Below are 26504 nucleotides of genomic sequence, written 5' to 3'. Positions count from 1 at the left end.
ATCAGAGCAGGCGCGCCTTGCGCATGAAGAAGGCTTCGGCAAAAAACTCCGGTGCCCGGCACTCGACGCCGCGCAGGCGAGAAAGTCCTTCGAAGGTCGCGCGATCGAACCAGTCCTTCGAGCGCTGCGTGCCGAAATGCTCATGTAGCAGCGAGATCTTGCGGTCCATGGCCTTGGCTGTCAGGGGAACGTAGATGTTTGGCTGGCCAAGGTCGCCGTCCCATTTGGGGATCTCGTATTCTAAGACAAGATGGTCGCGAAATAGGTTCCAGGTCAGCTGGTTGATCTCGCGATGATCCTGATGCGCGTCATTGCGCGCATGGGTGAGAACAAGATCGGGAGAGACCCGGCTCCTGACACCGATCAGCCAATCCTTGATCGCCCGGCTCTGGTCGGGAAAATAGCTGTCCTCAAACTCGCCGAGCTCTATCGAATAGCGCTCGGCGCCCTGCAAGAACGCCTCGGCTGATGCCCGTGCTTCGGACGCTCGCTGGCCGGCGGCGCTGAGAATGGACCAGTGAACATCGAGGCGAACGCCGCTGGCGATGAGGCTGATGATGGTGCCGCCGGCGCCGATCTCGATATCGTCCGAATGCGCGCCCAGGCACAGGACCGACAGCCGTTCGCCGCTCCGCGCGAGGCCAAGGCTTCTCATGAAGTGGCCTTGATCACGTTGCGTCGTGCGCGCTCGGCCCGCATTGCAGCGTTCCAGGGCATGTCGCCATGCTCGACCATGTCCTCCAGCGACTGCCAGTCGCGCAACGTATCCATGGACCGCCAGAACCCTTCATGCTTGTAGGCCATCAGCTTGTTGTCGGCGATCAGGCGGCTGAACGGCTCGAGCACCAGTTCCTCGCCCTCCCGCATGTAGTCGAAAATCTCCGGCCGGAAGATGAAGTAGCCGCCATTGATCCATATCTCCGACGTATCCGTGGTCCGGAAAGCGCGCACGCGGCCGTCCTGAGCGATGTCCGCCAGATGGTAGGTGAGGGGAGCGCGCACGGCCAGGAAACAACCATACATGCCGGACGCCTCGAATTTGGCGATCATGTCGTTGAGGTCGACATCCGTCAGTCCGTCGGAATAGTTGGCCAGAAACATCTTCTCGCCCATGACCTGATGGCGGGCCGCCCATAGGCGCTCGCCGATATTGCGCCAGATGCCGGTGTCGAGAAGCGTTACTCGCCAGTCCCTGACGGCTTCGTCGAGCAGCCGGATGTCCCTGCCACCGTCCGAAACCACGCAATCCGCAAATGTCTGCGGACGCGAGTTGAGGAAGAAATCCTTGATGACGTTGGCCTTGTAGCCAAGGCAGAGCACGAAATCGTCGTGGCCATAGTCGCTGTACCACTGCATGACATGGCGCATGATCGGTTGCTGGCCGAGCGGGATCATCGGCTTGGGGACGGCCTCCGAATATTCGCGGATGCGGGTGCCGCGCCCGCCACAGAACAGGACGACTTTCATCTGCAAAACTCCGCCGGGTCGATGATCATGACAAAGGGGATGGGCACGACGAATTTCGCGCGCCAGGCCGCCACGTGGGACATCTGCCGGATGATCTCATCCTTGAGGTTCCAGGGCAGGACGAGGATGTAGTCGGGCTTGGCCTCGTCGATTGCCGGAACCGGAAGTATCGGTATGTGCATTCCCGGCGTGAAGCGGCCGTGCTTGTAGGGATTTCGGTCGACGGTGAAATCGAGGAAATCGGTGCCGATGGCGCAGTAGTTGAGGAGCGTATTGCCTTTGCCCGGCGCGCCATAGCCGCAGATGCGCTTGCCCTCGCGCTTGGCCGCGATCAGGAAGGCCAGCAGGTCTCGCTTGGCTTCCTGCGCCTTGTCGCCGAACGAGGCGTAGGTCGCAATGTCGGCCAGCCCATGGGCCCGCTCGCGGGCGAGGAGGTCGATGACGTTGAAGGAGACCGGCCGTTCGTCCTCCTCATGCGCGAGATAAACGCGCAACGAGCCGCCATGGGTGGGCAATTCTTCGACGTCGATGAACTTGAGGCCATGGCGGCGGGCCATGATGTCTATCGTAACCGCCGAGAAGTAGGAAAAGTGCTCATGATAGATCGTGTCGAACTGGTTTTCGGCGATCAATCTCTCGACGTGGGGAAACTCGAGCGTGACCCTGCCGCCCTGCTTTAGCAGGATCTTCATGCCGGCGACGAAGTCGTTGAGGTCCGGCACCTGGGCCAGCACATTGTTGCCGATGATCAGGTCGGCGTGAATGCCTTCGGCGACCAATTCCCGTGCAAGCCGCTCCCCGAAGAAATCGACCCGTGTGGGAACGCCCTTTTCGATCGCGGCGCGCGCCACATTGGCGGCCGGCTCAATGCCGAGCACCGGAATGCCCATGGGCAGGAAGTGCTGCAGCAGATAGCCATCATTGCTGGCAAGCTCGACGGCGAGACTTTCCGCGCCGAGCCCAAGGCGGTCCGCGATCGCTTCGCAGTATCGCTTGGCGTGAGCCACCCAGCTGGTCGAGAACGAGGAGAAATAGGCGTATTCGGTGAATATCGCCTCGGGGCTCACATATTCCTTCAACTGCACCAGATAGCAGCTGTCGCAGACCATGACCTTCAGTGGAAAATAGGCCTCCATCTGGTCGACATCTTCTGCCTGCAAGAAGCTCTCGCAAGGAGGCGACATGCCGAGGTCTACGAATGTGTGCTTAAGGCGCGAGCCACAAAGCCGGCAGGTCGTTGCAGGAAGTGCCTCGGCGAGTGTGCGGAATTTCTCTATTTCCTTCGTCTGGAAATTCATCTCTTCCAACCCCCAACGCTCCGACATGAGCCCACATCGTCTGGCCGGCGTGCGGACCATGCAGTGAGCAATGCTGTCTTGCCGATCGTAGGTTAGGCGCTCGCGTCCGCGGTCTCGATTTGCCCTTACGATGCTTGCCGTCATCCGATCGTGCACCGAGGTCTTAAAGGGCAATGTCCAAAAGGTTAGGCGCAGTGCTCTGGTGGTGGTGCATCATTCCGAATGAGTAGGCACTGCCGAAGACCATCCGGCATTGGGGTAAGCCATTGCATTCGGTCGGTTGTCTTCCCCGCTGCGTTTACGAGGCGAAAAATCGGCCAGTGTTGGCTGAAGCGGGTGGCAGCGTGCGGTTCCTCGAGACGAAGCTGAGCGGGGCATGGCTGATCGAACCGGAGCCCATCGTCGATGAGCGCGGCAGCTTCACGCGCACTTTCTGCGCCAATGAGTTTGGCGACAGGGGTCTGGAAACCCGCTTCGTGCAGAACAGCCAGTCTGAGAATTTGTTCAAAGGCACGCTTCGCGGCATGCACTTTCAGCTGGCGCCGCATGCCGAGGTCAAGCTGGTTTCCTGCATCCGAGGCGCGATCTACGACGTTATCGTCGACATGCGGCCCTCGTCCCCATCGCGCTACAAATGGGTCGGCTATGAGCTGACGCCTGAGAATCGCCGTCAGCTCTATGTTCCGGCCGGCTTCGCCCATGGGTTCCAGACCCTCACGGACGACACAGTAGTCTCATATCTGATCTCCGAGTTCTACACGCCGCAGGCGTCGTTCGGCGTCAGATATGACGATCCAGCCTTCGGAATCGCTTGGCCGATGGTGCCTACTGCGATGTCGGAGAAGGACCACAACTGGCCGCTCATCCAAGACGTGGTCTCGGGTTAGCCGACGTCGGCCAGGAGGCCGTTCAGGCGCAGCAGTTCGGCAGCACCCGCCAGTTCCTTGAATTCAAGGCCCGAGCGCTCGGCCATGTCCAGCAGCGAGTGCTGGCCGTCCGCCAGGTTCAGAACCCAGAGCAAGCTCATCGCGCTGAGACCGGTCGATTTGTCGCCGCCCAGCGCCGCATAGAGACCGCGCCGGCCAAGCTGCGGTTCGCCTTTCTGGCAAAGGCTGAGGGGCGTCCAATTGCCCTCGACGATGTCGATGACTTCCGTGACGATGCGATAGGATTCCGCCAAGTGTTCAGGCCGAATGAAGTCGAGATTGTCGGCGGAGGTGTGGTACTCAGGGAACGCGCCGAAGGCGCTGCGCTGGAATAGCCCGACCGGCAGGTTGAAGCCGGGCGAGCAGAATTGCCGCTCGTCGTAGCCGTAGGGCGAAAAGTCCAGTAGCGTCGCGGGTTTCGGGCAACGAGAAAGCACATGCGCCATCGCGCGGTCGATGAAGGCATTGCCGCGCCGGCTGCGCTTATAGGTCGGCCCGCCGCCGTCGCCGACACAGGAAACGACCAGGCCATGGTCTATGCGCTCGGTGACGTCTTCATTGCGAGAAAGCCAGGCAAGCGAGCCGATCGTGCCCGGCGCGAACAGGAAGCGATAACTGTAACGCGTTTCTCGCGATTTCAGGCCGGCAGCCAGGCAAGCAAGCAGGGCCAGCCCCGAGCAATTGTCGTTTGCAAGCGAGGGGTGGCAGATATGGGCCGAAAGCAGGAATTCCCGCTCCATCTCGCCACGGTGCAGGTACTCGCCATAGGTGAGGGAGCCTTCCTTGAACTCGGTGTCGATCTCGACGTGATAGTCGCCATCGCGCAGTTCCGCGAGGCGATTGTGCGCCATGCAGAAACCCCAGTTTTCACTGTAGTAGGAGGTCCGATAGGGGATCAGATCCGGCTGCTCGGGCAAGGTGTGGACGTGGCGCTTCAGCTCATCCAGCCGGACCGTACCGCGAAACGGCGCGCTGTAGTTCAGCACATGCAGATTGTGGTCGGCGAAGTCGACGACCTTTTCGCCAGCAGCGTTCCTAATCGTCGCGCTGCGGATGACCCATTCCCTGGGAATGGTCCAGTCGAAAGCCTGTGTGCCCGTCGCCACCTCATGCCGTTCGAGCTGTATGGTTTCGGATAAGACCTCCAGCGTCTGACGCACGCCGTCGCCAGTGATGCTCCGGCAGATCGGATAGAGCCGCGCAGCCAGCTCATAGATCCACTGGCCCATCGCATCGTGGTGCGGGGCCGAGTCAATGATGGATGTCGGCTGATCCATAGAAATCGCCGGATCAGCTGGCCGCAGCGCTGAGGTCCGCCGGCTGCGGTTCACAAATCCGCATCTGCTTGTCGATCAGGCCGTTATTCATCAGGTGCCGAATGTGCCCAATGCGCTGGAAGCGCGGGCCTTCAAACTCCGCTAACGTCAGGTTCGAGCCGGTATAGGCCACGTAGAGCTGCTCTGCGCCTGCACGGGCATCCCATTGCGGCTTGAAAGCGGGCAGCACGCGCGCGATCTTCTCGAAGCTTACGCTGTAGGAGCGCGTATCCGGGCCGGCGTCCGCCGCATATTCCAGCCTGCAGCCGGGAACAACTTCGGCGACGATCGCCGCAATATCGCGGATGCGGTAGTTGTGGCCGGTCTGGCCGACATTGAAGGCCTCGTTGTGGACCAGTTCGCGCGGTGCTTCGAGACCAGCGATGAAGGCACGGGAAATGTCCTCGATATGGACGATCGGCCGCCATGGGCTGCCGTCGGATTTCAGCAGGATGACGCCCTCGGTAACCGCCCAGGCCACCAGATTGTTGAGCACGATGTCGAAGCGCTGACGCGGTGACAGGCCATAGGCCGTTGCCGGCCGGAAATAGGTCGGCGAGAAGCTGTCGTCGGCCAGCTTGGAAATGTCCCGCTCGGACATGACCTTGGACCAGCCATAAGGTGTCACCGGCTTCAACTCCCCGGTCTCGTCGACCAGGCCGTCACCGGCCTGCCCGTAGTTGCTGCATGACGAGGCGTAGAGAAAGCGGCGTACGCCGGCAGCCTTTGCGGCGACGGCAAATTTGACGCTCGCACGGTGATTGATGTCGTAGGTGAGCTCGGAGTCGAGATTGCCGAGCGGATCGTTCGACAGGGCGGCCAGATGGATGACAGCATCGAAGCCTTCGAGATCGGGTGCTTCGACGTCGCGAATATCCTTGCTGATCGACGGTACATCGGCCAGGGTCCCGCCGGGCGTATATGTACAGCGTCGGTAGAGATCGCTGTCATAGCCGGCCACCTGATGGCCCGCTCGCAGCAGCATCGGCACCATGACCGAACCGATATACCCCTGGTGACCTGTCACAAGAACCTTCATTGCAAAACCTCTTCGCAAAATTCGGCGGTGCCCCGAAGGCTAGCCTGTGACGATAGGGCGGACGATGAAGCCAATCGGTGACGCCGGTTCTTCTTTTGGGCCGACTGAGGGTAGGCCCATGCCTCTTTTGGTGGACTGTTTCGGCTGCATGACCGCAAGCGCCCTAGGATGCTCTCGCTGGCAGGAACGCCTCGTCCGGTCTGTCGGCAGGCGGTGCAGCACTGGCGGCGCTTTCCGGGTTTTTGTTGAAGCGGCGGTACACGACCTGGGACGGCCGGCCCATTAGGTGCCTTTCAACGCCGTCTTCTAGCGCCCGGGCGTATACGGCCAAAGCCCCGTCGACGGCCTCGATGGTGGCGGCAACCGCCGCGTCGTCATGCGTGTAGCTGACGACCAGCGAGGGCATCAGAACACCGCGCGCAATCGTCTCCTGCAGGAACAGCGACCGGTATGCCTGCGATGGTTTGCGGTCTTGGTCGAGCGCAGCATAGGCAAGGCAAGACGCGCGGCCCACGACCTTGAAATGATCTTCCACCCCGTGGCGCCTTGCTGCTTCCTCGATGCCTCTCCTCAGTTTCTGGCCTTGCCGGTAGAGGTGCTCGATCACCGGCTCGTTCTGGAAGATACGCATCGTGGCGATGGCCGCGGCAAGTGCGTGGGTTTCGGCTCCGTGCGTCGTCGAGAGCAGGAAGACGCGCGGGCGATCCGTGTGATTGAGACCCCCAAGGCGCATATATTCGCGCTTGCCGGCCAGTGCGGAGACGGAGAAGCCGTTGGCCATGGCCTTGCCGAAGCAGGACAGGTCCGGCTCGATACCGTATTCGGCCTGCGCGCCGCCAACATTCCAGCGAAAGCCGGTGATCATCTCGTCGAGGATCATTAGCGCGCCGTTTTCGCGGCAAAGGCGCTGCAGTTCGTGTAAGAAGTTGTCTTTCGGCTCGTCGCTACGCGCGGCCTCGAGGATCACGGCCGCAACTTTTCCGCGATTTTTCGCAAACATTTCCTTCACGCTGGCGATGTCGTTGTAGTGGAAGGTCACCGTCAGGGTTCGCACGGCTTCGGGCACGCCAGCGTTCATCTCGGTAGTGCCTATGAACCAGTCATCGACCGAAAAGAAGGGATGGTCGGCGCAGCAGGCGACCACGTCGCGGCCGGTATAGGCCCTCGCAAGCTTTAACGCGCCGGATGTGGCGTCGGAGCCGTCCTTGCAGAACTTGACCATTTCCGCGGTCGGGATCAGGTCAAGAAAGGTTTCCGCGGCCTCAACCTCGATGCTGGCCGGCCGCGTGAAATTGCAGCCGTCGCGAAGTTCCCGTTCGACCGCCTGCAGCACCTTCGGATAGGCATGGCCAAGGCCGACGGCTCGATTACCCATGCCGTATTCAATGTAGCGGTTCCCGTCGACGTCCCAGACGTGGCAGCCCAGACCGCGCGCGATGAAGCCGGGCGCGAGAAGCGGATATTGGTCATCGCCCTTTGCATAAGTGTGGCTGCCGCCCGGTATCAGACGGTGGGCGTGTTCCCGCAACCGGGCTGATTTCTCGAAGCGACGAGATTGTTCAGACATTGGCCATCCCCAACGAAGCGGTTGTCAGGCCATTAGTTTACAAGCCCGTTCGTCGGCAGAACTTTCCCCAAACGATGTCCAGGCATCATCCAATCCGGGTAGGTCGGCCGGACCCGGTACATCCATTTGCGCGCGTTCAGTTGTCCTGTGGCGGGGAGTATCGTCTGCCCACGGTCTTAACGGTCCGGCCTGTCACCGAAATTCCGTAGGGGCTTTTGGCTTACGATGATTTGGGCTTCCGCTTGCGGTGTCGCCGCGTTCACGGCCGTCACTGCATTTGCTCTTTCGCGCCGAAGGAGCTCTTCGTCAGCGTCCGCAGGGTCGGAAACCCAGCCGATCGAAGTCGGTCCTTGGCGTCCAGGCCTGCTCGGCGACGTCTGGAGGGTCCTCCGCTCCAGACTGAAGGCGGAGTATCGTTCGCAACAAACGGCAGCCACCGCATCGGCCGAACGCCGATACTGGGGGAACATTCAACTGCTGCGGCTGATCGCGGCCTACGGCATCGTCTATGTCCATCTCGAGCCGGCCTTCGCGGCTATCCCTGCCGGAAAAGGCTTGATCGATATGCTGCGGTTCGGAACGGACCTGTTTCTGGTGGTAGCCGGCTTCCTGACGGCCCAAATCCTTGGGCGCTGCGGCAAGTCCGGATTGGCCTATCTGCGGGATCGGGCCATTCGCATATTGCCGCTCTATTTCCTCTTTACCGTTCTTGCCTTCCTCGTGAAGAACTACGCAACCGGCGCCGAGCCGCACACGATGCGAGAACTTTTGATGTCGCTCGCCTTCGTCCCTTACGGGCCGTATCCGATCCTGCACCCAACCTGGACCTTGGTCGTGATCGTTGAATTCAGCGTCATCACGGCGGCATTTCAGCTCGCGAACGTGCGGCATGGCGTGTATCTGGCCGCGGCGTTCGTAGCCGCGCTCACGCTGATGGGGGGGCAGTTTCATCCCACCAACCGCGTACTGAGCGCGTATACCGATCCGATCCTGATGGATTTCGTCTTCGGCGTCTTGATCTACAAATTTGTCACGAGCCGAGCCGCGACCGCTTTGCCGAAGCCGACCCTATTGCTGACCGCGGTTGCGATTATCGCCATCTGCACAGGGGCGGTAATATTGCGGCCCTATCTTTGGCCGTCCGTGCCACGCCTGCTCGCCTTGGGGGTTCCGACGTCTGGAATCCTGCTTGGCGCGGTAATCCTTGAGCAGGTTGGATTGGCCGTGAATCTCGAGTTGGTGAACCTTCTCGCAAAGTGCACGTATTCGATCTACCTGTGCCATCAATTCGTGAACGGCGTGTCCGAAGAAATCCTGTCATACCATCAGGGGACGATCTACGTGCCAATGGCAATTCTTGCCGCAACGCCATTCATGGTCACGTGCATTGCCGCCGTCATATTCGTCTGCATTGAGGCGCCGACTACGCGGTATCTGTCGCGCGTGCTCCGTTCTTGATTTTCGCGTCGAGCTGCATTCTCCAAACCGGATGATCGCAAACTCCATCAGCCCACTTTGCAGTTGCTTCGCGCAAGGTCTTGAAATCGCTCACCCTAATCCTTCCGGATGACAATGGATGTAAGTTGCTTTGCCAACTTCACCCCGCCGGTGGCCACGTCTCAGCCGTATTGGGTTGTCGTGATTGGTGCCTCTTCGCGCTATGGTTCATGTGCCGAAACCTATCCCGGCACAGTCAAAACTGCATGAAGGTGTGTTGCGTTGGCCGATATCATTGCAGAGGGCGAAACCGGTATCAAATGGGCCGGGCGGGCGGGCAGAGTGTCAGAACCTCAGCGGGTGGTCCTATTCATCGCGAGGCTCGGCACGGTTTCGGAAAGCCTTGTCTACGCGCTTGAGCACGAGCTTCCCTGGGTGATCGTGGAGCAAGTCGAAAGCGTTGAGGAAGCTTGCGCGAGCTTCGCGCATTCCGTGTCGCTGATCCTGGTTGACGCAGCGCTGCTTAAGGCGGCCGAAGCCAGGGCCGCCGATCTTTCTCTCCTGCATCCGCAGGCATTGACGGCCGTCATCGAGGTCGATGAGCGCAATCCCGCCTTTTCGGTCTCCGATATCTTCGGCTCGCGCCTCGTGCGGGGCGTGCTGCCGATGAACCTCAGGCTGGATGTCTGGCTGTCGGTCGTTCGCCTGATGCTGCGCGGCGGGGAATATTTTCCGGCAGGTCTGGTCTATGCATATGCGAAGAAACTCGCCGATGAGCCGGGCGGCCCCCCGGGGCAGGAAGTGCGAGGTCGCACTCATGTAGGCGACCTCACTGCCCGCGAGGTTCAGATCCTGGAAATGGTCTCGCGCGGGCTGCAGAACAAGAGCATCGCCGCAGCGTTCCAGCTGTCCGAGCACACGGTCAAGATCCACCTCCACAACATCATCAGCAAGCTAGGTGCCCACAACCGCACCGAGGCCGCCGCGCGCTTCCGCGACCTCCAGACAAGCGGACTTTGATTTTTCGCGTTGGTAGCCCCCGCATGAACACTGCGGAGTCGTTTCGCATGCCGCTGCGGCATGCGATGCCGTCGAAATGCTTATGTCGACGGCCAGTCAAATCTGGAATGGATTTCCAGAAAATCCTTTGAATCGAATTTTTTATCTCCTCGGCATTGCACCCGCCCCACTGTATGTTGAGCACAAATGAGCGGCCCGACAGTTGCGGAAAACTCCGGGTCAAGCTCACGTCGTCTCAAGGCAAGCGGGCGCGCCCTTTGCCGTGGATCGACGGGGTGGGGGATGGTTCGAAAATCGTCTGCTTTCCCTGTAGCAACGAAGTTATGTGTCAGGAGCAGTTTGAATGATTGGTGCAACGGCCCTGTTGGGCAAATATTCGGGCCGGTACGGCGTGCGCGCCCTTGCGGTCACGGCCGCTTTCGTCGGCTTCCTCTCGGCGAGTTCCGCCCTGCAGGCGGCGGAGAACTACGATGCCGACGCGTCGATTAAGATCGGCTCGCTCTATGAGCCGCAGAACCTCGACAACATCGCCGGCGCTGGCCAGGGCATCAATGAGGCGTTCAACAGCAACGTTTATGAGGCGCTGTTCCGCCTGACCGACGCTGGTTCGGTCGAAAAGGTGCTGGCCAGCGACTACAAGGTCAGCGACGACGGCCTGACCTACACCTTCACCCTGCAGCCGAACGTGAAGTTCCACTCGGGCGATCCGCTGACCGCCAAGGACGTGAAGTTCAGCATCGAGCGCGTGGTCGGTCCCGATTCCAAGAGCTCGCGCAAGAAAAGCCTCGAGCCCATCACCTCGATCGAAACGCCGGACGACAACACCGTCGTCATCAAGCTTTCGTCGCGCTCGATCTCGCTGCCCTACAATCTGAGCTATGTCTGGATCGTCAATGACGCCGCCAAGGACCTGACGTCGAGCGAAGACGGCACCGGCCCCTACAAGCTGGAAGACTGGCGCCGCGGCTCGACGCTGTCGCTCAAGCGCTCCGACGGCTATTGGGGCGAGAAGCCGACGAACGGCGAGGTGGTGTTCAACTACTTCACAGACGCAACCGCGCTCAACAACGCGCTGCTGACCGGCGCGGTGGACGTCATTACCGGTGTTCAGAGCCCGGATTCGCTCGCCCAGTTCAAGGACAATGCTGAATTCACAGTCGGCGAAGGCAAGTCCACCACCAAGGAACTATTCGCCTTCAACGATCGCGTGGAGCCTTTCAACGACGCCAAGGTGCGCAAGGCGATTGCCCGCGCCATCGACAAGAAGAAGCTGCTCAACTCGATCTGGGGCGAATACGGCACGCTGATCGGTTCCTTCGTGCCGCCGACGGACCCGTGGTATGTCGATCTCACCGGCGTCGATCCGTATGACGTGGACAGCGCCAAGGCGCTGCTCGCCGAGGCCGGCCACGCCGATGGCTTCACCTTCACGCTCGACACGCCGAACTACGATCCGCATCCGATCGTCGCCCAGTTCATCAAGAGCGAACTGGCCAAGGTCGGCATCACGGTCAACATCAACGTGATTACCGCCAACGAGTGGTACACGAAGATCTACAAGGCGCACGATTTCCAGGCGACGCTGCAGGAGCACGTCAACCACCGCGATATCGTGTTCTACGGCAATCCTGACTTCTACTGGGGCTACAACAACCCCAAGGTCGTGGACTTGATCAAGTCGGCTGAAACCAGCACCACGACGGACGAACAGACCGCCAAGCTCACCGAAGCAAACCGCACCATCGCCGAGGATGCGGCCAGCAGCTGGCTTTATCTCTATCCGCAGATCGTGATATCGAAGGCCAACGTCAGCGGCTATCCGCTCAACGGGCTGAACTCGCAGTTCTTCGCCTACGGCATCAAGAAGAGCGCGGACTGAGCCTGAAATGCTGACACCGCCGCCTTATTAGGGGCGTCGGGCTGTGCTGTATCGAACATCGTGCGGAAACCCTTCCGCACGATGTTTCTGTTGGGGACGAAAGGAACTCGCTTATTTTCGCCTATGTCCTTCGGCGGCTGGCCATATTGGCCCTGTCGCTCCTCATCGCATCGCTGGTCCTTTTTGTGCTGCTCCGCCTGCTTCCCGGCGATCCGGCCAATGCGCTGCTGTCGGTGGGCGCCGACCCGCAGCAGATCGAAGCCGCGCGCGAGCAGGTCGGCTCGAACCTGCCGCTCGGGCAACAGTTCCTTCGCTTTGTCGGCAGCCTCGCCAGCTTCGACCTCGGCAATTCCTTCATCAGCCGTGCGCCTGTGGCCGACGAGATCGTCGCTCGCCTGACGGTCACCCTGCCGCTGACCTTGCTGGCCTTCATCCTTGCGATCGTCATCGCCGTGCCGCTCGGCATCGTTTCGGCGGTGAAGGCGGATCGCTGGTATGGCGCCGCCATTTCGACTGTCTCGCAGCTTGGCATCGCCATTCCCGTCTTCTGGGTCGGCATCCTGCTGGTCACGGCCTTCGCCATCAACATCCGCGTCTTCCCGTCCGGAGGCTTTCCGTCGCGTGGCTGGCACGCGCCGGCCGAGGCGCTGCGCGCGCTGACCTTGCCGGTGCTGACGCTCGCCATTGTCATGTCCGCCTCGCTGCTGCGCTATGCGCGCGCGGCAACGCTGGACGTGCTGGGCAGCGACTATCTGCGCACCGCTCGTGCGCTCGGCTCCAGTTTCACGGAAGCGCTCGTCCGGCATGGCATCCGCAACGGTGCTGTGCCCGTCATTTCCATTCTCGGCATCGAGTTGGCCTCCGCCTTCCTGGGCGCCGTCGTGGTCGAGCGGGTCTTCACGCTGCCGGGCCTTGGCTCGATGCTGCTGCTCGGTATCCAGCAGCGCGACTATCCCAATGTGCAGGGCGTGCTCTTCGTCTCGACGCTTCTGGTGCTTCTGGTCGGCTTCACTGCCGATCTCGTTCAGCGCCTGATTGATCCGAGACTGCGCGACAAGGCAGGAGCCGCGTCATGAGCGCCGCCGACGAACTCACGCCCGCAGTCGTTGCGGCCGCTCGCAAGCCGCGCTGGTCGCCGACCTTCACCATCGGCCTGATCCTGGTCGGCATTCATGTCGCCGTCGCTTTGCTCACGCTGTTCTGGACCCCTTACGATCCAACCGGCACGACGGGTGGCCGGCTCGAGGCGCCGTCCTTCATCCATTGGGCAGGCACCGACCGGCTGGGACGGGATTTCTTCACCCAGATCATGATCGGCTCGCGCATCGCACTCATCGTCGGGGCCGGCGCGGTCGCCATCGGTGCCGCCATCGGCGTCACCATCGGACTGCTCGCGGCCTTCGCCTCGCGCTTTCTCGACGATGCGCTGGCTGCCACGCTGGACATCCTCATCGCCTTCCCGACGCTGCTCCTCGCAATGCTGGTGGTGGCGGCAAGCGAAGGCGCAAGCCTCTGGTCGGCCATTCTGGCGCTTGGCATCGCCATGTCGGCGATCGTGGCGCGGCTGACGCGCATTCTCGCCAAGCGCGTGCTGCAGAATGACTACATCACCGCCTCGCGAACCTCCGGAACGTCATGGCCGGGCGTGGTGGTCAGGCATGTGCTGCCCAATATCTGGCCGACGCTCAGCGTCAATTTCGCGCTGCAGTTCGGCATCGCTGTGATTGCCGAATCTTCGCTGTCCTATCTCGGCCTTGGCGCGCCACCGCCCAACGCCTCATGGGGCCGGCTGCTGCAGGAGGCGCAGGGAACGGTCTACACGGCCCCGATCGGCGCCATCGCTCCGGGCATCGCGCTGGTGACGCTGGTGATCGGCATCAATCTCTTGGCCGACGGCCTGCGCGATATCGGCGACCCGACGAGGAGGATCTCGCGATGACGCCGCTCCTTTCCGTCGACGGGCTCACGCTGAAGACCGGCGTCAAGACGCTGATTTCCGACCTGTCGTTCTCCCTGGGTGCCGGCGAGCGCATGGGGCTGATCGGCGAATCCGGCTCGGGCAAGTCGCTGACCGCGATGGCGGTGACGGGCCTGTTGCCCAAGTCGATTGCGCCTGCCGGCTCGATCCATCTCGACGGCCAGCAGGTCGTCGGCACGCCCGACCGCGCGCTGAACGGCCTGCGCGGCTCTTCGGTTGCTGTGGTGTTTCAGGAGCCACTGACCGCGCTCGACCCGCTGATGAAAGTCGGCAGGCAGGTGGCGGGGCCACTGGCACGTCGCCTGGCGCGCGAAGGCAAGTCGCCCTCGCGCCGCGAGGTAGAGCGCGAGGTGCTGCAGTTCCTCGACCATGTCGCACTGCCGCAGCCGGAGCGCATTGCCAATTCCTATCCGCACGAGATTTCGGGCGGCCAGCGCCAGCGCGTGGCGATTGCCATGGCGCTCGCCTGCCGCCCAAAACTGCTGATTGCCGACGAGCCGACCACCGCGCTTGACGTGACCACGCAAGCGGAAATCCTCAAACTGCTCGACAGCCTGGTGCGCGAGGTTGGCATGGCACTTTTGTTCATCAGCCACGACCTGCCGGTGGTTGCCACGGTGGTGGACCGCGTGACGGTGCTGCGCAATGGCCGCGCGGTGGAGGAGGGGCCGGTGAAGACCGTCTTCGACCAGCCCCGCCACGACTACACGAAGACGCTGGTCGAGGCCGCCCGTTCCTTCGACAACGCACTTGAGGGAACGGCATGACCCTGCTCGATGTGCGCGATGTGACCTTCGGCTATGGCCGGCAGCGCCAGGTGCTGCATGGCGTTTCCTTTGCGGTGAAAAAGGGCGTCAGCGTCGGCCTGGTTGGCGAGTCCGGCTCGGGTAAGACGACCATCCTGCGCCTGCTTCTTGGACTGACCAAGCCGACCGGCGGCACGATCAATTTTGCTGGCTCTGTCCTTGATCCTTCGAGCCGCGGCTTCATGCGCGACTATCGCCGCTCGGTGCAGGCCGTGTTCCAGGACCCGTATTCCTCGCTCGACCCGCGCCAGAAGGTGCGCGACATCATTTCCGAGCCGCTGCAGTCGCTCCGCATTCCGGGCGCGCATGGCGAGGCCGTGCCCGCTGCGCTCGATGCGGTTGGCCTGCCGGCGGACGCCATCAACCGCTATCCGCATGAGTTCTCCGGCGGCCAGCGCCAGCGCATTGCCATCGCCCGCGCCATCGTCGCCCGGCCGCAGCTCGTGCTGGCCGACGAGGCGGTCAGTGCGCTAGACCTGTCGACGCGCATTCGCATCGTCGACCTGTTCAAGCGGCTGTCGGAAAACATGACGCTGGTGTTCGTCTCGCATGACCTGGGCGTAGTCGCCTCGCTCTGCGAGGAGATCATCATCCTGGAGCGCGGCCATATCGTCGAAAGCGGCAAGACCCGCGCGATACTGGACGCCCCTCAGCACCCCTATACGCAAAAACTTCTGGAGAGCGTTCCGCGAATGCCTCGTTAGCATTTGGACCATGATGTCGCCCGAAAACCGGTTTCCACTTTTCGGCATCATGGTCTAGGGCTTTCGCGGACAAACCAAAGGTAGGCAGCATGACGACTGAGCACGACTATATCCGCAGCATCGAAGACTGGCGCGCCAAGCGACTGGCCCATCTTAAGGCCGACGACGGCTGGCTCAACATCATCGGCCGCTGGTGGCTGGAGCCGGGCGCGGTGACGGTTGGTTCTGCCGAGGACAACGACATCCTGCTTTCGGCCGGTCCCGCTTATGTCGGTACGCTGACGCAGGGGTCAGACGGCGGTGTTTCCTTCTCGCCGGCGGATGGCTCGCAGCCGCTCCTGCTGAAGCTCGACAAGAAGCACCCGCCGCGCTTCACCGCCGGCCGGTTGCTGCTGGAAGTGACGACGCTCAACGGCCAGAACGCGCTGCGCGTGCGCGACACGGAGTCGACCGAGCGCGATGATTTTCGGGGCATCGACTCGTTCCCGACCGATCCGAGCTGGCGCATCGTTGCCGACTGGATCCCGCTGGAGAAGCCGATCGAGATGACCGTCGACACGGTGCTGGGCATTCCGACCGATGTGACGATCACCCACAAGGCCGCCTTCACGCGCGATGGCGTCCGCTATGAACTGCTGCCAACCCACGGCACGCCGCAGATGCCGCAATTCGTGCTGCGGGACCAGACCGCGCGCGACAAGACTTATCCCGCCTCGCGCTTCCTCTTTGGCGAGGACATCACGGCCGACACCATCGTGCTGGACTTCAACAAGGCGATCAACCCGCCCTGCGCTTTCAGCGTCCATGCCGTGTGCCCGCTGCCGCCGGCGGAAAACGTGCTGCCGATCCGCATCGAGGCCGGCGAACTCAAGATGCACGACTGAGGCAGCGCTCGGCGTGTGCTGAATGTTCCAAAATGGAAGGCATAACCGGAAACCCGGTTATGCCTTATTGGCGGTCACGCTATGCCGCCTGTCACCGCGTAAGCACCAACGGTGCGCCCGTCCTTGAGGCGGATGACTGCGGTGACGATCGAGCCGTATGAACCGCGCCAGGCGCTGTGGAATCCCTTGTGCGTCACAGCAGGGACGACGACATGGCTGCTAAAGCACGTGCCTGCTGGCTGCATGTCTATGGGTTCACCATTGACGTGAACCTTCAGTTCGGCGCCGTCCGCCGCGTCCAAGTCGATCGTGACAAGTATCTCGTCGTGCTCGCCCTGGTGTCGCGTCTCGGCATGAAGCGCAATCTTCGGCATTGTTGCCCCGGTGGTTTCAGTCCGCTCGCGCGGGATAAAAACATCGTCGGCGAGTTCCGGCGTTCTTGGCGGGTGCGTGCGGCGCGAGCCGGAGCGCTCAAAATCTCCGGCCAGGCGAAGAAGCAGCGTGTCGTCATAGGCCTTGCCGGCGAATGTCAGGCCGACCGGCATGCCGATATCCGCCATCGTTCCCATCGGGACGGTGACGGTCGGAATGCCGAGATGCCGCGGCACCAGATTGCCGTTCGAAACCCGGGTTCCGTTGCGCCAGGCAAACCGCGCGGAAGCCTCGTTTACATCAGCATCGGCCGGGCCGACATCAGCTGCGGCGGGGAACACGACTGCGTCGAGGCCCTCGGCGTCCAGCCAGTTCTCGAAGTCGATCCGGCGCGTTTCCTCCAGCCCCTTCAGGCCGCGCTCCAGATGCGGGATGTTCTCGAGATCGGTAACGCCTTGCCGGGCCCGCTTCACATAGTTCGCGAGATCGATGTCGTCGCCATAGCGGTCGGGCAGGGTGCCCGGCGGCTGCGGGAAGATTTTTGCGCCGTCAACCGAAGCCAGATCCGGAATGGTCGGGTCGGCATTGGCGCGCAGGAAATCGTCCCAGGACCATATGCTGAGGTCCCAGATTTCCCGTTCGGCAAATTCTTCGGGAACCAGACCGCGATCCACCATGGATTTTGCGCCGGGCCGGTCGCGCTCATAGTTTGAGACGACCGGAAAATCGACCTCCACCACGGTCGCGCCAAGCCGACGGAGGTCAGCCGCCGCCTGCTCCCATAGCTCGATCCCCGAAGCACGTGTCTCGATCGGCGCATCGGCGCCGGTGTCGCGACCGATATACATGCGCGGCACGCCAATCCTTTTGCCGGCTAATGATCCTTCAAGCTCAAGTTCGGTGTAGCGGGACGGACGCAGGGCCGAGCTTGGCGGAATGGAGACCCATGGCTGGACCCGCCAGAAATCGCCGCGCGTTGTATGATCGTCCGCGACGATGACGTCGAGGAGTTCGAGCAGGTCGCCGACGCTTCGCGTATGCGGCACCACCACGTCCATCGTCGGCACCAGCGGCCAGTTGCCGCGAACCGAAATCACGCCCCGCGATGGCGTATAGGCGACCAGCGCGTTGTTCGAAGCTGGCGCGCGGCCCGACGACCAGGTTTCCTCGCCCAGCCCGAAGGCTGCGAAGCTTGCGGCCGTCGCCGTGCCCGAACCATTCGAGGAGCCGGATCCGAAGGCCGCGGTGAGGTAATCGGCATTGTAGGGGCTTTCGGCGCGGCCATAGACGCCGCGCTGCATGCCGCCATTGGCCATGGGCGGCATGTTGGTGAGCCCGATTAGGATCGCACCGCCGGCGCGCAGCCTTTCGATGGTGAAGGCATCTTCATTGGCGACCAGGTGCTCGAAAGCGGGCGAGCCGGAGGCCACAGTCAGGCCGGCGACCTTGTAGCTGTCCTTGGTCGTGTAGGGGATGCCGTCGAGCGGGCCCAGCGTTTTGCCACTCCTGCGGCGCTGATCGGAGGCCGCGGCCTCTCCGAACATGGTCGGGTTGAGCACCGGAACCGCGTTCAAGGCGATGCCGTGCCGGTCGTAATAGCCGATCCGCCTGAGGTAGGCCGCGACCAGTTCCACGCTGGTGATCGTGCCGGCATCGAGCGCCTTGCGCAGTTGCGGGATGGTGGCTTCCACGACGTGGAGATTGTCTTCAGTCATCGGTCGGTCCTGTGATGGCGGCGTGTTGGAAGGCATTGTGATCACGATGGCGTGGAATGATGATCACGATATGTCAGTATCATTGACATTCTAATGGTCTCAAAATATCGAATGTGATCATGATTTATCGGAGGGGCATAAATTGAACCTGCAAAACCCAGCTTTGGCGGAGGTCGAAGCTCGCGCCAGCGCCATGTTGTCCGTCGAAACTCGCATATACACTGAGCGGCGTCCAAAGGCATTGGCGTCCACGCAGGCAGGCAACGGCTTCTTCGATGGTGTGCCGATGCACTGGATGCTCGATTGGCCGATGCCGTTCCCCATGATCGTCGACAAGGCCAGCGGGGTCAGGCTCATCGACATTGACGGCAACGAGGTTGTTGACTTGTGCCTCGGCGACACCGGCGCGATGTTCGGCCATGGCCCGGCGCCCATCTTGCGCGCCCTCGAAGGCGTGGCGCATCGTGGCCTGACGACCATGCTGCCTTCGGCCGATGCCGACGTGGTGGCGTCGCTGCTTGTCGAGCGCTTCGGCCTGCCGCGCTGGCAGATCGCCGCCACTGCAAGCGATGCCAACCGCTTCGCCATCCGCGCCGCCCGCGCCGTTACAGGGCGGCGCAAGATCCTGGTGTTCGACGGTTGCTATCATGGCTCGGTCGACGAAACTCTTGTCGATCTCGTGGACGGCAAGACCCTCTCTCGTGCGAGCCTGCTGGGGCAGGCGGTCGACCTTGGCGAGAACACAATTTCCATTCCGTTCAACGACGAAGAGGCCCTGCGCGCGGCGCTTGCGTCGGGCGAGGTGGCTTGCGTGCTGACCGAACCGGTGATGACCAATTGCGGCATGATCCTGCCTGAGGAAGGCTTTCATGACAGCCTGCGCCGCCTGACCCGCGAGACGGGCACTCTGCTGTTGCTCGATGAAACCCACACGATCTCGTCGGGGCTCGGCGGCTATACGGCAGTGCACGGCCTGGAGCCGGACATTTTGGTCATGGGTAAGCCGATCGGCGGCGGAATTCCCGTCAGCATCTGGGGCATGACGGCCGATGTCGCGACCCGCCTCGACAAGGCAAGGAAGGCGCGCGACACGTCGGGGCATTCGGGCATCGGAACCACGCTTTCCGGCAGCGCGCTGCAGTTGGCCTGCCTGCGCGCAAGCCTTGAGCAGATCGTGACCGCCGAAACCTACGCCCGCATGGCGCGGCAGGCCGACGTGATCGACGAAGGCCTGCGCGCTGCCATCGCCAATTGCGGCCTGCCCTGGACGGTGACACGCGTCGGGGCGCGTCTCGAAGTGGTCTTTACCGATTCACCCGTGCGCAACGCCGTGGACGCGCGCGCTGCCGCTTCTTCGATTGTCGAATCCGCGCTGCATCTGGCCTTGCTCAACCGCGGTTTTCTCGTCACGCCGTTCCACAACATGATCCTCGTTGCGCCTCCGCTGGAAGAGCATGAGGCGCAAGGGCTCGTGCGCGCCTATCGCGACGTGCTCGGCGAACTCGCTGCGTCCAAGGCCGTGGCGTGAGGCTGTAAACGCGCCCGTCGCGCTTGCACCGCGGCGGGCATTTTGCAATTGACGGGCGGCGGCGCCACGGTGCCGACGTTGCTAAAAACAGTCTGTGGAGGAGTGGGCCTATGTCGCGCAAGACGGTGATGATTGCAGGTGGCGCGGGCGGGATGGGCATCGCAACCGCGCTGCGCTTTGCGGCTGACGGCAACCGCATCGTGGTCGCGGACCTCGCAGGCCCAAGGCTCGACGAGGCAAAGGAGCGGATCGAGGCAGCCGGCGGTGAGGCGCTGTGTCTCGCCTTCGACATTCGCTCTGTCGAGGCATGCAAGGAGGCGGTCGCTGCGGCTGCGGAATGGGGCGGCGGCATCGACGTGCTGGTCAATGCGGCGGGCGTCTGGCTCGAAGGCCCATCCGCGGATGTCAGCGAGCAGGACTGGGACCGCGTGCTCGACATCAACCTCAAGGGCGCGTTCTTCCTGATCGCGGCGGCTACGCCTCACCTGATCGCCTCGCGCGGAGTGATCGTGAACATTTCGTCGGATGCGGGCCTGGTCGGCAACAACGGCGCGGCTGTCTATTGCGCCTCCAAGGGCGGCTTGGTCCTGCTGACCAAGGCGCTTGCGCTGGAACTTGCGCCGCATGGCGTGCGGGTCAATGCCGTGTGCCCGGCCGATGTCGCAACGCCGATGATCGAATACCAGGCCACGACCTATGGCGGTGGCGATCCGGATGGCTACAAGCGCAAGCTCCTGTCGCATTACCCGCAGGGCGATGCGGCCCGCTTCATCAAGGTCGAGGAGATTGCGTCGCTGATCCATTTTCTTTGCCAGCCGGTCGCTGCGCCAATCACCGGCACGGCGCTGCCGATCGATTTCGGCGTGACCGCGGGCTATTGAGCCAGCACCAGGGAGGAGTATCCATGCAACCGAAATCCAGAACCGCACTCGTCACCGGCGCGGGCGCGCCCGACGGCATCGGCATTGCGATCGTACGCTCCCTGGCCAAGGCCGGGCTGTCGGTTGCCATCACGTCGTCCTCCAATCGCATCTTCGAGCGGGCAGAGGAGCTTCGCGCGGAAGGTATTGGGGTCAAGGCAGCCGCCGCGGACTTGACCGATGCCGCACAGGTCGAGCGCCTGCATGCGGAGATCGGCGACGTCGACATCCTCGTCAACAATGCGGGAATGGGAACCGCCGCGCAGCCGGCCGTCCAGAAACTGTTCATGGAGTTGACCGAGAGCGACTGGAATCGGGGGATCGACGTCAGCCTGAAGACGGCATTTCTGGTCACGCGCGCCTTTCTGCCCAAGATGGTCGAGAACGGTCATGGCCGCGTGGTCAATATCGCGTCGGTCACCGGCCCTTATGTGTCGAACGAAGGCGAGTCGGCCTATTCAGCCGCCAAGGCCGGAATGGTGGGCCTGACCCATGCGCTCGCGCTGGAGGTCGCCCGCCATGGGATCACGGTGAACGCGGTCGCGCCAGGATGGGTCGAAACCGGTGCCTCGACGTCGGAAGAGCGCGAAGCCGCGCGTCGTACGCCTCCTGGCAGGGCGGGCTCGCCCGACGAGATCGCTGCCGCCGTGGTCTTCCTCACCTCCGACGGAGCGAGCTACGTCAACGGCTCGGTTCTGGTGGTGGACGGCGGCAACATCCTGCAGGAGCGCAAGGGCTAGTTCCGGCTACTGCACCCCTCAAGCGTCGTCGTGCAAGGTCTGGCGCAGAAGATAGACACTGTCGAGAATGTCGGCGTGGATCGCAAGCTTTAGAGCTTCGGCATCCTTTCGGCGGATCGCGTCGATGGCGATGGTGTGCTTGTCGATGACGTTGGTGGCTTCGACGAGATTGTAGACCGTTCGCATGAATGGTCCGAACTGAACCCAGATGCTTTCGAGCAGCGGCACCAGCACTTCGGACCCTCCGGCCCGGTAGAGTTCGAAGTGGAAGCGGTAGTTGGTCAGCATGTAGGCGTCGGCGCTGCCGGAACGGTAGCTCTCGTTCATCTCCGTGTCGAAAGCGATCATCCGTTCGAGCCGGGCGGCGTCCACATAGGGAAGCGCGCGCGCCGCGCAGATCGGCTCGAGGGCCACCCGCGCCAGCATCAGTTCTTCGAAGCGGGGCAGGGTGAGCCGGGGTACGCAAACGCGGCGGTTCTGCTGGATCTCCAGCGCATTTTCAGCGGCTAGCCGCCGGATGGCTTCTCGCGCGGGCATCATGCCCACGTCCAGCATCTCGCTGATGCTGCGCAGGCTGATGGCTTCGCCGGGCGAAAAGCGGCCGGTTATCAGGTTCTCGCGCAGTGTCTGGTAGACCTGCTGGTGAACCGGCGCGAAAGCGGGATCGACGGCATCGTTGGCCTGCTGCACATCCACCTATGACGCCCCTTTCGTTCCCGGTCCTGATGTCGGTGAAAAGCCTGCTCAGGCGAGTCCCTGATCGGCCTCCCACAGCCGCGCCGGAGTATAAGCCTTCACAGCGATCGGACAAGTTCGGGCGCGCTGAACTTGAAGCGCGCCAGGGGAGGGGCAGCTCTCGCGAAATCGCAAGGATCCGCCGGTCTGCCGGCCTGGCAGATAGGGCAGGGGGCGGCAGAAGCGCCCCCGCCGCCGATCAATCCATATCGTCCTTGTCCGGTCCGCCGGCATGGTCGCGGCGACCCAGAAGGATCTCGCGCTTGCCGACATGGTTGGGCGCGCCGACGATGCCTTCCTTTTCCATGCGCTCGACCAGCGAGGCTGCGCGGTTGTAGCCGATGCCAAGGCGGCGCTGGATATAGGAGGTGGAGCATTTCTTGTCGCGCAGCACCACCTTCACCGCCTCGTCATAGATCGTGTCCGCATCCTCGGCGGCAACGGAACCCTTGTCGAAGACAGGTGCCTGTTCGGCTTCGGGCTCCTCGTCGTCCTCGTCGGCCGTGACCGTTTCGAGGTATTCGGGGCGACCCTGGGCCTTCAGATGCGCAACGACATGCTCGACCTCGGCGTCCGAAACGAACGGGCCGTGGACACGGGCTATGCGCCCGCCGCCTGCCATGTGCAGCATGTCGCCCTGACCCAGCAGCTGCTCGGCGCCTTGTTCGCCCAGAATGGTGCGGCTGTCGATCTTCGACGTCACCTGGAAGGAGATGCGGGTGGGGAAGTTCGCCTTTATCGTGCCGGTAATGACGTCGACCGAAGGACGCTGCGTGGCCATGATCAGGTGGATGCCGGCCGCGCGCGCCATCTGCGCCAGACGCTGGATGGCGCCTTCGATTTCCTTGCCGGCCACCATCATCAGATCGGCCATCTCGTCGACGATGACGACGATATAGGGCATCGGTGCCAGGTCGATTTCCTGCTCCTCGAACAGCGGCGCGCCCGTGCCTTTCTCAAAACCGGTCTGCACCTGCATGACGACGACCTCGCCATTTTCGCGGGCGACAGCGGCACGTTGGTTGTAGCCGTCGATGTTGCGCACCCCGAGCTTCGCCATCTTGCGATAGCGATCCTCCATCTCGCGCACGGCCCACTTCAGCGCCGTCACGGCCTTTTTGGGGTCGGTGACCACGGGCGTCAGCAAATGCGGGATGCCGTCATAGACAGAGAGTTCCAGCATCTTCGGGTCGACCATGATTAGCCGGCACTCTTCCGGCGTCATGCGGTAGAGCAGCGACAGAATCATGGTGTTGATCGCCACCGACTTGCCCGAGCCGGTGGTGCCGGCGACGAGCAGATGCGGCATCTTCGCAAGCTCGGCAATCACCGGCTCGCCGCCGATCGTCTTGCCCAGGCAGAGCGCCAGCTTGCAGCTGGTCTTGCGGAAGTCGTCCGATTCGATCAGCTCGCGGAAATAGACCGTTTCGCGCGTCTCGTTCGGCAATTCGATGCCGATGACGTTGCGGCCGGGCACGACTGCGACGCGTGCGGAAATGGCCGACATGGAGCGAGCGATGTCGTCGGCAAGGCCGATCACGCGGGAGGATTTCACGCCCGGCGCCGGCTCGAATTCGTAGAGCGTCACGACCGGGCCGGGGCGGACATGGATGATCTCGCCGCGCACGCCAAAGTCTTCGAGCACGCTTTCCAGTAAGTCGGCATTCTGCTCGAGCCGCTCTTGCGACATGTAAAAACCTTGTCCCGCCGGCGGTTCCTGCAGGAGGTGTTCGGAAGGAAGCGCATAGCCGTCGACCGCGCCGGGCTGCGTCGCACCGCCGACTGGCGGCAGCGTCGTGCGCGCGGTCGGAACCGGCATGGTGATTTCCACTTTCCTGGCCGGTTCGGGAGCGACTTCCTTCTCCGCAACAGGGGCTGCAGCCGCTTCCGCCACCGGGACCGCCGCAACTTCCACAACCGGAGCCGCCACAATTTCCACGGCCGGAGTCGCAGCGGCTTCCACTACGGGCACAGCCACGGCTTCCACCGCAGGGGCCGCGACAGCTTCGGCTGGCGGGACAGTGACGGTTTCGATTGCGGTCGTCGTTATCGCTACCTCCGCCGGCGCGGTAGCCGCCTCCACAGGGGCTGCGACGGCCGGAGCCAAGACAGGGGCTGTGACGCTGGACGCTATGACGGCAGCTGGCGTGAGCTGTACGGCTTCGGTTGCGCAGGCTTCAAGCGTTTGCTCGCTCTTATCGGCTGCAACTGGCGAGACCACTACTTCCGGCAGGGCAGGGGCGGCCTGCGCGGCGGGGTGGCATTCGATGACGCGATAAAGCGCGGCGATCTCGGTTGCTGCCGAACGGAATTGCTGCTGGCTCCAGGTCACGGAGACGCCGGCGTTCAGCGGAATGAGCGTCGGCTCATCCATGGCCACAGGCGACACGAATTCGAAGAAGGCGTGGTCCGAAAGGAAGGACCATCGGGTGTTTTCGGTTTTGGCCGTTTCGAACAGCGCGACTTCGGGTTGATGAGCGGGCTCCTGGGGCGCTGCCCGCGGTGCTGCGGTCGCTGCCGGGAGAGTTGCCTGGGCGACCGACGGCAGGACCTGCGCCATTTCCACGACGCGGTGCAGCGAAGGGGCTTTGCCGGCCGGCGTCGCCGACGCTCCAGGCTTTCCGGTGCCAACTGCCGGCTGAGCGACTTGTGCTGCAGACGGACGGCTTGGCGTCGATATGGAAGGGGCGGATGCGATGGGCATTGGCGTGGGCGTTGAAGCGGTTGGGGCGGGCTGCGTGGTAGGCTGACGCGAAGTGGCGTTCATGGCATTCGTCTGTGGTTGCACGATCTCGGTTTCGCCCTGAGGCGAACGGCGCTCCATCAACTCGCGCTCGGGCGTGCGGGTGAAGCGGACGTTGGGTGCCAGGAAGAAGTGATCCTGCATGGTGGAATGGACAAAATAATTTTCGGCCGTGGCAGCCTTCGCCTGAGCCGCTTTGCGCGGGTCGAGCTTCGGATTGCGGCCGGCTGCCGCCGCGTGCGGCGCACCGTTCGGCGCATTGCGCCTGTCTTCAATACGATCTGCCTCGCCTTCAACATGCGAAGCCAAGGGCGAAAGGTAGGTTCGATGGAAGGTCATGGATCCTGTACTCAAGATTCGCCGAGGAGATGTCCGTTGAGCAATAGGAAGCGAGTGGTTAACAGATCCTTCCAGTGGGGGTGTTTCGGTGGTCGCAGCGACGCTCGGCGCGACGGGCCGGACGCATTTCCCGACGCTGGAACAGCCGAAAGTGGTGGCTGACGTCATTCGCGCTTTCGTAGGCTGACGGCCAGGAATCGAAAACGGAGTTGCGTATGAGCGTTCTTGCCGAAGAAGCCGGCTGGCCGCGGGAAATCATCGATCGCGACTACAGCGCGCGGGCCTCGGTGACGCCCGAGGTTTTCGAGGCCGAGATGCGCAAATACCGCCGCCGCTCGGAAGAGATGCGCGGCCTCGCCACCCATCTCGACGTCGTCTATGACGCCGAGAGCGGGCAGACGATCGACATCTACGGCACCGGGGCGGAGCTGCGCCCAGTCTTTGTGTTCATCCATGGCGGGTACTGGCGGATGCTCTCCAAGCACGATTCCGCCTTCATGGCCGGCATGCTCGCAAGCCACGGCATCGCCACCGCCGTGGTCGACTACAGGCTGGCGCCCGAGGTCACGCTGGAAGAAATCGTGCGAGAAGTGCGCGCGGCCGTGAGCCTTCTTTGGAAGAACGGGCGTGCCTATGGGATCGACCCTGACCGGATCTATGTCGGCGGAAGCTCCGCCGGCGGCCATCTGACGGGCGCGGTTCTGTCCGGTGGCTGGCACGACGTATTCGGCATTCCGGAGAACGTCATCAGGGGCGCCATGCCGATCAGCGGCCTGTTCCATTTGGCCCCGATCGCCAAATCCTTCGTGCAGGGCTGGATCAAGCTGGATGACGGCATGGTGGAGCGGCTGAGCCCCGCGGCCAATATGCCGCGCGTCGGCTGCCCCATCGTGGTCGCCTATGCCGGCGGCGAGCCCGCTGGCTTCAAGCGGCAGTCGATGGAATATGACCGTCTTTGGCGTGCGGCCGGGTTTCCCTCGCAGCTTATTGAGACCAAGGGGCGCAACCACTTCGATGTGCTGCTCGATCTCGCCTCGGAGGACACCGAGCTGTCGCGCATGCTGGTTCAGCTGATCAAAGGCTGACGTTTC

The 26504-nt window shown here is 62.7% G+C and carries 22 protein-coding genes; 13 read left to right on the top strand and 9 right to left on the bottom strand.

The features are described 5' to 3' along the window. Position 1: 1 nt before the first annotated feature. Genes M2281_RS01940 through M2281_RS01930 form a run of 3 tightly spaced genes read right to left on the bottom strand, consistent with a single transcriptional unit; the run spans position 2 to position 2765 of the window. Positions 2–655 carry a PIG-L deacetylase family protein gene (locus tag M2281_RS01940; protein ID WP_280819403.1) on the bottom strand — a complete coding sequence of 218 codons (654 nt, stop codon included), beginning with the start codon at positions 653–655 and terminating at the stop codon, positions 2–4. Continuing rightward, positions 652–1467, bottom strand: a complete 816-nt coding sequence (locus M2281_RS01935) for a sugar phosphate nucleotidyltransferase (RefSeq protein WP_280819402.1) — start codon at positions 1465–1467, stop codon at positions 652–654. The genes M2281_RS01940 and M2281_RS01935 overlap by 4 nt, the downstream gene beginning before the upstream one ends. Continuing rightward, positions 1464–2765: a class I SAM-dependent methyltransferase gene (locus tag M2281_RS01930; RefSeq protein WP_280821084.1), complete on the bottom strand. Its 1302-nt coding sequence runs from the start codon at positions 2763–2765 to the stop codon at positions 1464–1466. The genes M2281_RS01935 and M2281_RS01930 overlap by 4 nt, the downstream gene beginning before the upstream one ends. A gap of 344 nt (positions 2766–3109) precedes the next feature. Here M2281_RS01930 and rfbC point away from each other — a divergent pair, with 344 nt between their 5' ends. Continuing rightward, entirely contained in the window at positions 3110–3652 is a 543-nt protein-coding gene (gene rfbC, locus M2281_RS01925) for a dTDP-4-dehydrorhamnose 3,5-epimerase (RefSeq protein WP_280821083.1), read from the top strand. Here rfbC and M2281_RS01920 read toward each other — a convergent pair. From M2281_RS01920 to M2281_RS01910, 3 genes are all read right to left on the bottom strand, one after another. Beyond that, the gene (locus M2281_RS01920; protein ID WP_280819401.1) at positions 3649–4968 is read right to left on the bottom strand and encodes a DUF4910 domain-containing protein; all 1320 of its coding nucleotides are present in this window, start codon (positions 4966–4968) and stop codon (positions 3649–3651) included. The two genes, rfbC and M2281_RS01920, sit on opposite strands and share 4 nt — an antisense overlap. Before the next feature lie 13 nt (positions 4969–4981). Continuing rightward, the gene (locus M2281_RS01915; protein ID WP_280819400.1) at positions 4982–6046 is read right to left on the bottom strand and encodes an NAD-dependent epimerase/dehydratase family protein; all 1065 of its coding nucleotides are present in this window, start codon (positions 6044–6046) and stop codon (positions 4982–4984) included. 163 nt (positions 6047–6209) lie between these two features. After that, positions 6210–7613 carry a glutamate-1-semialdehyde 2,1-aminomutase gene (locus M2281_RS01910; RefSeq protein WP_280819399.1) on the bottom strand — a complete coding sequence of 468 codons (1404 nt, stop codon included), beginning with the start codon at positions 7611–7613 and terminating at the stop codon, positions 6210–6212. A gap of 225 nt (positions 7614–7838) precedes the next feature. On the opposite strand from M2281_RS01910, the gene M2281_RS01905 reads away from it, so the two are divergent. From M2281_RS01905 to M2281_RS01870, 8 genes are all read left to right on the top strand, one after another. Then, the gene (locus tag M2281_RS01905; RefSeq protein ID WP_280819398.1) at positions 7839–9071 is read left to right on the top strand and encodes an acyltransferase family protein; all 1233 of its coding nucleotides are present in this window, start codon (positions 7839–7841) and stop codon (positions 9069–9071) included. A 321-nt stretch (positions 9072–9392) separates the two neighbouring features. Further along, complete coding sequence (locus M2281_RS01900; protein WP_280819397.1) at positions 9393–10070, top strand: helix-turn-helix transcriptional regulator; 678 nt, start codon at positions 9393–9395, stop codon at positions 10068–10070. 343 nt (positions 10071–10413) lie between these two features. After that, positions 10414–11949, top strand: a complete 1536-nt coding sequence (locus tag M2281_RS01895) for an ABC transporter substrate-binding protein (RefSeq protein WP_280819396.1) — start codon at positions 10414–10416, stop codon at positions 11947–11949. 113 nt (positions 11950–12062) lie between these two features. Beyond that, entirely contained in the window at positions 12063–13025 is a 963-nt protein-coding gene (locus M2281_RS01890) for an ABC transporter permease (RefSeq protein ID WP_280821082.1), read from the top strand. Then, positions 13022–13888 carry an ABC transporter permease gene (locus M2281_RS01885; RefSeq protein ID WP_280819395.1) on the top strand — a complete coding sequence of 289 codons (867 nt, stop codon included), beginning with the start codon at positions 13022–13024 and terminating at the stop codon, positions 13886–13888. The genes M2281_RS01890 and M2281_RS01885 overlap by 4 nt, the downstream gene beginning before the upstream one ends. Beyond that, the gene (locus M2281_RS01880; protein WP_280819394.1) at positions 13885–14694 is read left to right on the top strand and encodes an ABC transporter ATP-binding protein; all 810 of its coding nucleotides are present in this window, start codon (positions 13885–13887) and stop codon (positions 14692–14694) included. The genes M2281_RS01885 and M2281_RS01880 overlap by 4 nt, the downstream gene beginning before the upstream one ends. Next, positions 14691–15437 (top strand): ABC transporter ATP-binding protein, encoded by a 747-nt coding sequence (locus tag M2281_RS01875; RefSeq protein ID WP_280819392.1) that lies wholly within the window; start codon positions 14691–14693, stop codon positions 15435–15437. Before M2281_RS01880 ends, M2281_RS01875 begins: the two co-directional genes overlap by 4 nt. Before the next feature lie 89 nt (positions 15438–15526). Further along, positions 15527–16321, top strand: coding sequence for a DUF1684 domain-containing protein (locus M2281_RS01870; protein WP_280819391.1), 795 nt, complete (start codon positions 15527–15529; stop codon positions 16319–16321). Positions 16322–16395: 74 nt separating this feature from the next. Here M2281_RS01870 and M2281_RS01865 read toward each other — a convergent pair whose 3' ends face one another. After that, a complete protein-coding gene (locus M2281_RS01865) occupies positions 16396–18408 on the bottom strand; it encodes an amidase (protein WP_280819390.1) in 2013 nt (670 codons plus the stop codon). A 142-nt stretch (positions 18409–18550) separates the two neighbouring features. On the opposite strand from M2281_RS01865, the gene M2281_RS01860 reads away from it, so the two are divergent. The 3 genes from M2281_RS01860 to M2281_RS01850 all read left to right on the top strand — a co-directional run bounded on the left by M2281_RS01860 (position 18551) and on the right by M2281_RS01850 (position 21596). Next, on the top strand, positions 18551–19936 hold the full coding sequence (locus tag M2281_RS01860) for an aspartate aminotransferase family protein (protein ID WP_342394242.1): 1386 nt from the start codon (positions 18551–18553) through the stop codon (positions 19934–19936). A gap of 110 nt (positions 19937–20046) precedes the next feature. After that, a complete protein-coding gene (locus tag M2281_RS01855; RefSeq protein ID WP_280819389.1) occupies positions 20047–20817 on the top strand; it encodes an SDR family NAD(P)-dependent oxidoreductase in 771 nt (256 codons plus the stop codon). 23 nt (positions 20818–20840) lie between these two features. Then, entirely contained in the window at positions 20841–21596 is a 756-nt protein-coding gene (locus tag M2281_RS01850) for an SDR family NAD(P)-dependent oxidoreductase (RefSeq protein ID WP_280819388.1), read from the top strand. A gap of 18 nt (positions 21597–21614) precedes the next feature. On the opposite strand, the gene M2281_RS01845 is transcribed toward M2281_RS01850, so the two are convergent. Together M2281_RS01845 and M2281_RS01840 are read right to left on the bottom strand one after the other, a co-directional pair. Further along, a complete protein-coding gene (locus tag M2281_RS01845; protein WP_280819387.1) occupies positions 21615–22292 on the bottom strand; it encodes a GntR family transcriptional regulator in 678 nt (225 codons plus the stop codon). A 238-nt stretch (positions 22293–22530) separates the two neighbouring features. After that, complete coding sequence (locus M2281_RS01840) at positions 22531–25413, bottom strand: DNA translocase FtsK (protein ID WP_425537655.1); 2883 nt, start codon at positions 25411–25413, stop codon at positions 22531–22533. Positions 25414–25628: 215 nt separating this feature from the next. Here M2281_RS01840 and M2281_RS01835 point away from each other — a divergent pair, with 215 nt between their 5' ends. Then, a complete protein-coding gene (locus M2281_RS01835) occupies positions 25629–26498 on the top strand; it encodes an alpha/beta hydrolase (RefSeq protein WP_280819386.1) in 870 nt (289 codons plus the stop codon). Positions 26499–26504: the final 6 nt, after the last annotated feature.

This window comes from Pseudaminobacter soli (ex Li et al. 2025), from assembly GCF_029892515.1.
Lineage (GTDB): Bacteria > Pseudomonadota > Alphaproteobacteria > Rhizobiales > Rhizobiaceae > Pseudaminobacter > Pseudaminobacter soli_A.
The sequence above is the reverse complement of the archived record's forward strand: the minus strand, read 5'-3'. Positions and strand labels throughout refer to the sequence as shown.

Coding starts and splice junctions, on each gene's coding strand:
- M2281_RS01910 (WP_280819399.1), bottom strand. CDS start 7,613: ATGTCTGAACAATCTCGTCGCTTCGAGAAATCAGCCCGGTTGCGGGAA.
- M2281_RS01875 (WP_280819392.1), top strand. CDS start 14,691: ATGACCCTGCTCGATGTGCGCGATGTGACCTTCGGCTATGGCCGGCAG.
- M2281_RS01850 (WP_280819388.1), top strand. CDS start 20,841: ATGCAACCGAAATCCAGAACCGCACTCGTCACCGGCGCGGGCGCGCCC.
- M2281_RS01930 (WP_280821084.1), bottom strand. CDS start 2,765: ATGAATTTCCAGACGAAGGAAATAGAGAAATTCCGCACACTCGCCGAG.
- M2281_RS01895 (WP_280819396.1), top strand. CDS start 10,414: ATGATTGGTGCAACGGCCCTGTTGGGCAAATATTCGGGCCGGTACGGC.
- M2281_RS01920 (WP_280819401.1), bottom strand. CDS start 4,968: ATGGATCAGCCGACATCCATCATTGACTCGGCCCCGCACCACGATGCG.
- M2281_RS01870 (WP_280819391.1), top strand. CDS start 15,527: ATGACGACTGAGCACGACTATATCCGCAGCATCGAAGACTGGCGCGCC.
- M2281_RS01835 (WP_280819386.1), top strand. CDS start 25,629: ATGAGCGTTCTTGCCGAAGAAGCCGGCTGGCCGCGGGAAATCATCGAT.
- M2281_RS01935 (WP_280819402.1), bottom strand. CDS start 1,467: ATGAAAGTCGTCCTGTTCTGTGGCGGGCGCGGCACCCGCATCCGCGAA.
- M2281_RS01855 (WP_280819389.1), top strand. CDS start 20,047: ATGTCGCGCAAGACGGTGATGATTGCAGGTGGCGCGGGCGGGATGGGC.
- M2281_RS01905 (WP_280819398.1), top strand. CDS start 7,839: ATGATTTGGGCTTCCGCTTGCGGTGTCGCCGCGTTCACGGCCGTCACT.
- M2281_RS01840 (WP_425537655.1), bottom strand. CDS start 25,413: ATGACCTTCCATCGAACCTACCTTTCGCCCTTGGCTTCGCATGTTGAA.
- M2281_RS01865 (WP_280819390.1), bottom strand. CDS start 18,408: ATGACTGAAGACAATCTCCACGTCGTGGAAGCCACCATCCCGCAACTG.
- M2281_RS01915 (WP_280819400.1), bottom strand. CDS start 6,046: ATGAAGGTTCTTGTGACAGGTCACCAGGGGTATATCGGTTCGGTCATG.
- M2281_RS01880 (WP_280819394.1), top strand. CDS start 13,885: ATGACGCCGCTCCTTTCCGTCGACGGGCTCACGCTGAAGACCGGCGTC.
- M2281_RS01940 (WP_280819403.1), bottom strand. CDS start 655: ATGAGAAGCCTTGGCCTCGCGCGGAGCGGCGAACGGCTGTCGGTCCTG.
- M2281_RS01885 (WP_280819395.1), top strand. CDS start 13,022: ATGAGCGCCGCCGACGAACTCACGCCCGCAGTCGTTGCGGCCGCTCGC.